The organism is Catellatospora bangladeshensis (assembly GCF_016862575.1).
GTDB classification, from domain to species: domain Bacteria; phylum Actinomycetota; class Actinomycetes; order Mycobacteriales; family Micromonosporaceae; genus Catellatospora; species Catellatospora bangladeshensis.
The window spans coordinates 61,224-70,344 of the sequence record NZ_BONF01000055.1 but is presented as its reverse complement, the minus strand read 5'-3'; the positions used below and the strand labels follow the sequence as shown (position 1 = coordinate 70,344).

General features: G+C 70.1%; 7 protein-coding genes. All 7 read left to right on the top strand.

Annotated features, from left to right (window positions below; all coding sequences use genetic code 11):
* Window positions 1-562: 562 nt before the first annotated feature.
* The 7 genes from Cba03nite_RS36375 to Cba03nite_RS36345 all read left to right on the top strand — a co-directional run bounded on the left by Cba03nite_RS36375 (window position 563) and on the right by Cba03nite_RS36345 (window position 9,080).
* Window positions 563-1,564: a LacI family DNA-binding transcriptional regulator gene (locus tag Cba03nite_RS36375; protein ID WP_308442777.1), complete on the top strand. Its 1,002-nt coding sequence runs from the start codon at window positions 563-565 to the stop codon at window positions 1,562-1,564.
* 812 nt (window positions 1,565-2,376) lie between these two features.
* Window positions 2,377-3,636, top strand: a complete 1,260-nt coding sequence (locus tag Cba03nite_RS36370; RefSeq protein ID WP_203756587.1) for an ABC transporter substrate-binding protein — start codon at window positions 2,377-2,379, stop codon at window positions 3,634-3,636.
* A gap of 5 nt (window positions 3,637-3,641) precedes the next feature.
* On the top strand, window positions 3,642-4,604 hold the full coding sequence (locus tag Cba03nite_RS36365) for a carbohydrate ABC transporter permease (protein ID WP_203756586.1): 963 nt from the start codon (window positions 3,642-3,644) through the stop codon (window positions 4,602-4,604).
* The gene (locus Cba03nite_RS36360; protein WP_203756583.1) at window positions 4,604-5,431 is read left to right on the top strand and encodes a carbohydrate ABC transporter permease; all 828 of its coding nucleotides are present in this window, start codon (window positions 4,604-4,606) and stop codon (window positions 5,429-5,431) included. The genes Cba03nite_RS36365 and Cba03nite_RS36360 overlap by 1 nt, the downstream gene beginning before the upstream one ends.
* 1 nt (window position 5,432) lies before the next feature.
* Window positions 5,433-6,581: a mandelate racemase/muconate lactonizing enzyme family protein gene (locus tag Cba03nite_RS36355; protein ID WP_203756580.1), complete on the top strand. Its 1,149-nt coding sequence runs from the start codon at window positions 5,433-5,435 to the stop codon at window positions 6,579-6,581.
* Window positions 6,582-6,835: 254 nt separating this feature from the next.
* The gene (locus tag Cba03nite_RS36350) at window positions 6,836-7,645 is read left to right on the top strand and encodes a FadR/GntR family transcriptional regulator (protein ID WP_203756577.1); all 810 of its coding nucleotides are present in this window, start codon (window positions 6,836-6,838) and stop codon (window positions 7,643-7,645) included.
* Window positions 7,646-8,225: 580 nt separating this feature from the next.
* Entirely contained in the window at window positions 8,226-9,080 is an 855-nt protein-coding gene (locus Cba03nite_RS36345) for an amidohydrolase family protein (protein WP_203756575.1), read from the top strand.
* Window positions 9,081-9,121: the final 41 nt, after the last annotated feature.

The following is a 9,121-nucleotide window of genomic DNA, read 5'->3' as shown; positions in this document are numbered from 1 at the left end:
TGCCAGGCCGACGCTGGCCAGCGCGGTGACCACCATCGTGGCCAGCGCGCTGCGCCAGGCATATCGCCTGGTGGGGGGCGGTGTGATACTGATGCCGCTCACGGCACTCTCCTTGTTCGTCGGGTGGTACGGGCTGGACGAAGACGCGACACATCGCCGTGGTCCGCCGCGCGATACGTCAGGGCGGCCGTCCACGGAGGTGCTCGAACGAAGTGGGCTGAGTTAACGGTCACAGGTGCACCGCCGGGAGCACGTCTAGAAGACGTCGCCCGCTCCCGACGGTGACGATGACGCCGTCGTGTTGACGTGTCTCACTGTCCCGCCCGTCGAATGTGACCGATAACATCCCTGCGCGTCAAGGTGTGGCGAAAATGTTTCGGAGGTGTGCCGGCTTCGTGTCGTCGATCGGAACCCATTTGCCCAGAGCAGAGCCGGAGCGGACCGGATCGGCTCGTTCGCGCGGGTCCGGTGCTCGCTCCGCTCGCGTCATGCGAAGGAGATCTCGTCGGTTATCATGCGCTCACAGGGGGTAGGGATGAGTCGCCAGCCAGCACGAGCGGCTGTGATCAAGGACGTCGCCCGCCTGGCCGGGGTCTCCCACCAGACGGTGTCGCGGGTGCTGAACAACCACGACAGCGTCCGCCAGGAGACACGCGAGCGGGTGCTGCGCGCCGTCGAGCAGCTGCACTTCCGGCCCAACGCGCTGGCCCGCGGCCTGGCCCGCCGGCGATCCGGCGCGATCGGGGTGGTCAGCTTCGACACGCTGCTCTACGGACCGGCGGCCACGCTGCTCGGCGTCGAGCGGGCCGCCCGGCGGGTGGGCTACGGCATCAGCATCGTGGCCGTCGAGCGGCTCGACCGCGACGGTCTGGCCGAGGCGGTCGACCAGCTGGTCGCGCAGTCGGTCGCGGGGCTGGTCATCCTCGCTCCGGTCACGACGGCGGTGGCCGCGGTCCGCGGTCTGCCGGTGGGCGTGCCCGCCGTGGTCCTCGAATCCGATCAGGTCGACGGGCTGCCGTCGGTCTCCGTCGACCAGCGCGCCGGTGCCCGCCTGGCCGTCGAGCACCTGCTCGGGCTGGGGCACCGAACCGTGTGGCACCTGTCGGGCCAGCCGGATTGGATCGAGGCCCGCAGCCGCATCGACGGCTGGCGGCAGAGCCTGGCCGCGGCCGGCCGGGTCGCGCCGCCCGTGATCAGCGGGGATTGGAGTGCCCAGTCGGGCTACGCGGCCGGCTGCGAGCTTGCGGCCAGGCGCGACGTGACCGCGGTGTTCTGCGCCAACGACCAGCAGGCGCTGGGCATGCTGCGCGCCTTCCGCGAGCGCGGAGTGCGGGTGCCGGAGGACGTCAGCGTCGTCGGGTTCGACGACATCCCCGAGGCGGCCTACCTGTCCCCGCCGCTGACGACGGTGCGGCAGGACTTCGACGAGGTCGGCCGCCGCTGCCTCGGCCAGCTGCTCGAACTGCTCGAGCCGGGCGAGCGGCCCGCCGGGGCAGGCCATCCGGCGGTGGCGCCCACGCTCGTCGTGCGGGCCAGCACCGGACCTGCGCCCGTGCGCCCGTAGGAACGCCGGCCCGCCGCCTTCTAGCGCCGCCGAACCGGGGGCGCGGTGTCCGATGGGCCGGGCTGTGGCATGTCCTGACGCGACCGTGCGACAGGCACGCGCATAACGCTTTTCGGTACAGGATCCGGCCCCAATAGTTGTCGGCAACAGCGCTCGAGAAGGTTTTCCCGGAATGGTGAATCAGCTTCGGCCGTGCCAATTCGTGCCGCGATCGGTCGCGCCGACGGCATCCGCGCATTCACCCTTGACCTCGTGCGATGCGGCCGGGACGGTTGGCTTCAGTGGGTTGGTCGGGGTGCGCTCGGCGTTCTGGTCATGCGCCTGCCTCTTGAAGTTGAGTAGACACTCTGGCAGTCTCCTCGGGTGCCGGCATAAGTGTTCCCGTCCGGTCGCCCTACGACTATCCGAGGAGTGGACAAAGCAGTTTCAGGCAAGTGCGTCGAGACCGTCGCCCCGGTTCCCGGCCACTGCGAAAGCCCTACCCGTCAGCTCCGGCATGGCCACGGCATCGTCAGGCGTGGTCCGCACCGGCGCACTGTTCCGTTCCGTTCCCGCCAGCCGTGACCCGAAGTGTCGATCGCGGCCGCCGCCAGCCGGTGAGCCCTGTCTCGCCGCTCCGACGCCATCTTGCGGCTTCCCATAGCCGCGCTCGCCGCGTCGCGCGCATCAGTGACGTCTTCTCCGCCCGTGCCCGGCCGACCGCCGCCCGGGCCGTTTCCGCGTGACCCGCGTTGACATCACACATCATATGACTTAGCTTTGCTGCATTCCAGCTGACGGCCGGGTCCCGGCCATTCTCGAGATGAGAATCAATGAAGCAGCGAGCACTGTGGTCGGTCGCCGTCGCGGCGACGCTGGCCTTGGCAGGTTGTGGAAGCGCCACGGGAAACGCACCGTCGTCCGAGGCGGCGAGCGGCAAGCTCGTGGTGTGGGACTGGAAGTCCAGTGACAAGACCGCCACGGCCTACGTGGAGAAGGCGAAGGCGGACTTCGCCAAGAAGCACCCCGGCGTGGCCGTGGAGTTCGTCGCGCAGCCGTTCGACCAGTACTACACGCTGCTCGGTGCGGCGATCCAGGCCGGCAAGGGCCCCGACGTCATGATGTTCAACGGCGGCGGCCAGATCCGCGACCGGGTCGACGCGCTGGTCCCGCTGGACCAGTACGTCAGCCCCGACAAGCCGCGCCTGGCCGGCTGGGACGCGTTCACCAAGGACGGCAAGGCGTTCGCCTCCCCGGTGACCCTGCAGGGCCACCCCATCTACTTCAACAAGGACCTCTACAAGAAGGCCGGGCTCGACCCGCAGCGCCCGGCGACCACCTGGAGCGGCTTCACGGCCGACTGCGCCGCCATCGCCAAGGCGACGAAGGCCACCTGCTTCGCCCTGGGCAACAAGGAGGGCGCCGGCATCCAGTTCTTCCTGTCGGCGTTCGGCTCGGGAATCCTGTCCCCCCAGGAGTACGACGACTGGATCGCCGGCCGCCGTGACTGGAGCTCCGCCCACGTCAAGCAGATCTTCCAGCTGTGGAAGGACGTCGAGGACCGGGGACTGAACAGCAAGGGCGGCAACTCGACCACGATGTTCACCGACGCCTTCGGCATCTTCCAGTCGGGCAAGGCGACCAACATCATCGGCCTCATGTCCGACATCGGGCACTGGAAGGACTTCAACGAGTTCCTCGGCCCCGACAACGTCGGGGTGATGAAGTCCCCGGTGGTCAACGAGGGCACCACCCCCAGCCTGCCGTTCGACGGCGGCATCGGGTACGGGGTCGCCAAGTGGACCAAGGATCCGGCCCTGGCCGCCGACCTGGTGCGCTCGCTGACCTCGACCGAGGCGCTGACCGCGTTCTACACCAATGCCGGCGCGGTCGTCTCCGACACCACCGTCAAGGCCGCCGAGCCCGCGGTCACCGCGCTGGTCGCCGACCTCAAGACCGGCAAGCCCGCGCTGCACGTGGCGCTGTCGTCGAAGACCATCGAACTGATGGGCCGGCTGTCCCAGCAGATCCTCGACGGCTCCGTCACCGTCGACGCCGCGCTCAAGCAGCTCGGCGAGTCGGACCGGAGCTGACCACAGTGCCGCTCGGTGATTTCACGCCGCTGTTGGCCCGCCCCGCCCGGGCGGGGCGGGCCGATGGAACCGCGACCGCGTCACGCCGGCGACGCCAGACCGGCGGCCTGTCCGCCGAACGGCTCTCCCCGTTCGTGCTCATCGCCCCCGCCGTCCTGGTCATCGTGCTGTTCCGGCTGTGGCCGCTGCTGCTCGGCGTCAACTTCTCCTTCACTGGAGACGGTGAGCGCAACGGGGCGGCGGTCGGCCTGGACAACTACGCGGAGCTGTTCGCCGACCCGCTCTTCCTCGGCGCGCTGCGCAACGTGGGATGGCTGGTGCTGCTGCTGCCCGTCGCGGTGGCCATTCCCGGGACGCTCGCCACGTTCATCTACCTGCGCGTGCCGGGGCACCGGTTCTACCGCAGCGTCTACTTCTTCCCCGCGGTGCTGTCACCGGTGATCGTGGGCTCCATCTTCAACCTGCTCCTGTCCTTCGACGGGCCGGTCAACAGCCTGCTGGAGGTCGTGGGGCTCGGCCCGGTCGACTGGCTGGGCGACTCGGACGTCGCACTCTTCACCGTCCTCGGCGTGCACATCTGGGCGACGTTCGGCATGGCGCTGGTGGTGTTCCTGTCCGGCTTCGCCACGCTCGATCCGGCCCTGCTCGACGCCGCCCGGTCCGACGGGGCGACGCTGCCGCAGGTCATCCGGCACGTCATCATCCCGGGGCTGTCCCGGACCATCCAGTTCGTGTTCGTGACCACGATGATCGGGATGCTGACCTCCATGTTCGGGCTGATCTACGTGATGACCAGCGGAGGCCCGGGCGGCTCGACCTACCTGCCCGAGTACTACATCTGGATTCAGCAGGGCCAGATGAACCGCCCGGCGTTCGCCTCCGCCGCCTCCACGGTGCTGTTCCTGGTGATGCTCGTCGTGGGGCTCGCCCAGGTCAGCTTCCTGCGGCGCACCGGCAAGGAGGACTGATGCGCGGCGCACGAATCAGCCGGTGGCTCATCGCCGTACCCATGGCGCTGCTCGCCCTGGCGACGATCTATCCGCTGGTGTTCACCGGCAACGCGGCGATGAAGACCCGCCGGGACTACATCCTGGACCGGTTCGCGTTCGCGGACACGCTGCGCTGGGACAACATCGCCACCGCCTGGACCACCGCCGGCACGGCGCGCTACTTCGCCAACTCCGTGATCGTGGTGGCCGGCGCCGTCGCGATGCTGCTGCTGCTGGGCTCGATGGCCGGGTTCGCGCTGAGCCACCTGCGGTTCCGCGGCTCCCGGGCGCTGTTTCTGGGATGCCTCGCGGCGCTGTTCGTGCCGTTCCAGGTGATCATGGTGCCGCTGGTGCGGACGATGGCCGACACCGGGCTGGTGGACACCTATCCCGGGCTGATCCTCGCCTACACGGCGCAGTACCTGCCCTTCACGATCTATCTGATGGCCAGCTACTACAGCGCCATCCCCACTGAGATCACGGATGCGGCGCGCATCGACGGCAACACGACCTACGGGGTCTACCGCAGGATCATGCTGCCGATGGGCCGGCCGGCGCTGCTGTCGGTCGGCGTGCTCAACGCCCTGTTCTGCTGGAACGACGTGCTCATCGCGCTGCTGATGATGCCGTCCGCGGAGCACCGCACCCTCATGGTCGGGGTGACGTCGCTGCGCGGTCAGTACTCGGCCGACATCCCCACCTTCGCCTCGGGGGTGCTGATCGCAGCCGTGCCCGTACTGGCGGTCTACCTCTTCTTCCAGCGCCGGATCGCCGACGCTGTCACCGCTGGTTCGACGAAAGGCTGACATGCGCATCACTGGGTACCGCGCCCTGAACACCGTGCAGGAATGGGGCCGGCCCGTCGGCGACGCCAACGGCCTCTACGCCGACGGCCTCACCGACGTGCCGATCATCGTGGTGACGACGGACGAGGGCATCACCGGCGTCGGGATGGGCCCGCACGTGGAGCTGGACGCGATCTTCGCCGCCATCGACGGTGAGGACCCGAGGGCGGTGACCGCGCTGTACGACCGGATGCTGCGGCAGACGTTCAAGGCCGGGCACGCCGGAGCGGTCTTCGGGGCGATCGGCGCGTTCGACACCGCACTGTGGGACATCAAGGCCAAGGCCGCCGGCCAGCCCCTGTGGCGCCTGCTGGGCGGGCGCGACCGGGTGGTGCCCGCCTACGCGTCCGGCCTCGACATCGGCCTCGACGACGACGAGCTGGTCGCCACCTACCGGGCGTATGCCGACCGCGGCATGCGGGCGGCCAAGCTCAAGGGCGGACTCGACGTCGCACGCGACCGGCACCGGCTGACGCTGGTGCACGACGTGCTCGCCGAGGCGGGCGGCGGTGCTCGTCCGGGCCTCATGCTCGACGCGAACGAATGCTGGAACCGCAAGCAGGCGGTTCGGTACGTCGCGGAGCTGGAGCGCACCCTGGATCTGATCTGGATCGAGGAGCCGGTGCGGCGGTGGGACGCCGAAGGGCTGGCCGCGGTCGGGCGTGGCCTGCGGGCCTCGGTCGCCAGTGGCGAGAACCTCAGCGGGCTGGAGCAGTTCCGGCCGCTGCTGGCAGCGGGCGCACTGGACATCGTGCAGACGGCCTCGGTGTGGGGGGTGACCCACTTCCTGCGGGTCGCCACGCTGGCCCACGCCTACGACCTGCCGGTCAGCCCGATCGGCACCCATCCCGTCGGGCTTCTGCACGCGGCGACGTCAGTGCCCAACCACATCACCAGCGAGATGCAGGTCCTCGTGCCACCCGTCGGTGTCGACCTCGATCTGCGGATCGAGGACGGGGCATTCGTGCTCGGCGATGTGCCGGGCCTCGGCATCACTCTGCACGAGGAGGCGATCGCCGGCTGCGGGCTGCGGCCGGCCACGGTGTCCTTCGACGGGCCGGGCGTACGCCCGGAGCGGGCCGGCCAGCGGCTGCTCGCGGCCGCCTGCTGAACGGGGGTGGCTCGCGGCTGCGCCGCGGGCTGGTTGCGGGCGGGTGCGGCGGCGTGGTGAGGTGCCGCACCCGCCCCGCCGCATTTACTGCGACCATGCCCGGTGCGCGCGGATAACCATTCGTGCAAGAATCGTCGTGGTACGGAGGCGGAACAGTGACATATGACATCTCACCTGTGACGTCTTAATAGCGTACCGTACACTCGTCGTCGCCGGGTCTGGGCGTCCGGCGATCACTGCACCGGGAGGCCACGTTGAGGCGGCAGGTACTGGCTGACCCGTTCGCGATACCCCATGCGCCGGCCGCGGAGGCCGCCCCGCCCCGGGCCCGCGGCACCAAGCTGGGCATCAACGTGGTCCAGCAGATCGTCAGCGACATCGTGCGCGGCGTGCTCACCCCGGGCTCGACGCTGCCGCCGGAGGCGGAGCTGTGCGACCAGTTCGGGGTCAGCCGGACGGTGATCCGCGAGTCCGTCAAGGTGGTGCAGGAGAAGGGCCTGGTCCGCATCGAGCACGGCCGGGGCACCCAGGTCACCGATCCCCGGCAGTGGAACCTCCTCGACGACGTCGTGCTGACCGCCATCATCGCCCACGACGCCAACCTCTCCTTCCTGGACGAGCTCGTGGCCACGCGCACCGCGCTCGAGGCGGACATGGCCGCCGCCGCGGCGACCGCGTACACCGGAGAGGACAGGCTCCGGATCAGCGCCTCACTCGAGCTGATGCGGTCGAAGATCGACAACGTGGCCGAGTTCGCCGCCGCGGACGCGCACTTCCACGACATGGTCATGGCCGCGTCGCGCAACCGGCTCGGACGGGCGATCGTCAACAGCATCCACGACAAGGCTCGCGGAAGCATGCGCTACCACGGCGAGTACAACGAAGCAGTGATGCGCCAGACGCTGGACGAGCACCAGGCCATCCATGACGCGATCCTGGCCAGGGACGCGACTGGCGCCGCCACGGCGATGCGCGCCCACATCTCCGGCTCGTGGAGCCGGCGACGGCCGCGACCCGACGCGGACGCCCCCGGCTCGGGATCGCGCCGGCAGTCGGCTCGCTGACCGGGTAGCCAGCAGCCCGCGCCAGCCTACGGGCCTGCGCGGGCTGGTTTGTCGTTGCGGCAGTTGCGACGCCCGGTGCAGGGCCGGCGGCGTTGCCGGTGTCTGTGCGCCGATGTGGATCCTTTGCGGACCGATGTATATCCGGGTCTTGCTATGACGTCATACGTATGATGAGGTAGCGATCAGAGTGTTTCGCTCGGGTTACTCCACGGCGCCGGTCCTCGACGGTTCTGGGCCACGCGCCGTCGGGGAGCGACCGCGACCTTCGGCGGGTTGCGGTGGCTTGACACCACCAGACGGCGCCGGCCCGCACCCCGCCGCGTGCGGGCCGGCGCCCCACCCGACCGGCATGAAGACCGGCCGGCGCCGTTCTTCGTGCGACAGGGAGGACAGCAGTGCAGCAACAGCATCCGACCGGCCCTGCCCCGCGCCGGTCAGCTCCGGACCCGGCGGTGAGCGATGGGCGTGCCGTTCCGCGGCTCGCCGGGCGGGCACGGCTTGGCGATGCCGGGCCCGGACCCGGCTCCGTGCGGAGCATCGCTGGCGACGGGCGGCGGCCGCAGTGATCATCGATGCGCATGTGCAGCTCTGGACTGCGGACAGCCTCTGGACCGCGGCCGCCCGGCACACGCGTGTCCGGCGTGACCACGATGTCGACGCCCTGCGCGCCAGCCTGGCCGAGTCGGAGGTCGACGCCTGCGTGCTCGTGGAGGCCGGTCCCGGCACCTCCGCCGACACCACGAGGTGCCTGGAGATCGCGGCCTGGACTCCGTGGGCCGTCGGCGTCGTCGGATGGGCGCCGCTCACCGACCCGGATCTCGGCGACATCATCGACAAGCACCGGGCCGAACCCGGCGGGCAGCACCTCGTCGCGTTGCAGGAGCGAGTGTACGAGCTGGATGAAGGCTTCCTGGATCGGCCCGGGACGCGCGCGGGGCTGACCGCGGTGGCCGAATGCGGGCTGGCGATCGAACTCGCGGTGCGCGCCGAGCAGCTGCCTTCGGTGGCGCGCCTGGCCGAGGCCATGCCGGGTGCGCGCATCGTCCTGCAGCAGATGGGCTCACCCTGGGTGACTGGCGGCGCCGAAGGCCTGGCCGAATGGCAGCACGGCATAGCGCCGGTCGCTGCTTGCGCAAACGTACGGGCCAAGCTCAGCGGCCTGGTGACGCTCGCGCACTGGGACCGGTGGTCGGTGGACGACCTCCGGCCGTATGTGGACCACGCCGTGGAGGTGTTCGGCGCCCGGCGGCTCATGTTCGGATCGGACTGGCCGACGAGCGAGCTGGCCGCGACGTACCCCGAATCGCTGCGCGCGATCGCATCGCTGCTCGGCGGCCTGCACCGCGACGTGTTCGCGGAGACCGCCGTCAGCACCTATCAGCTGGAACTCGGGGACGTACGTCCCGCCGGCCCGCGCCCGCTGGAACCGCGCTGAGCGTGCCGCCGGGCGAACCGGTGGCGGGCCCGGAACCAGGC

Coding starts and splice junctions, on each gene's coding strand:
- Cba03nite_RS36355 (WP_203756580.1), top strand. CDS start 5,433: ATGCGCATCACTGGGTACCGCGCCCTGAACACCGTGCAGGAATGGGGC.
- Cba03nite_RS36360 (WP_203756583.1), top strand. CDS start 4,604: ATGCGCGGCGCACGAATCAGCCGGTGGCTCATCGCCGTACCCATGGCG.
- Cba03nite_RS36370 (WP_203756587.1), top strand. CDS start 2,377: ATGAAGCAGCGAGCACTGTGGTCGGTCGCCGTCGCGGCGACGCTGGCC.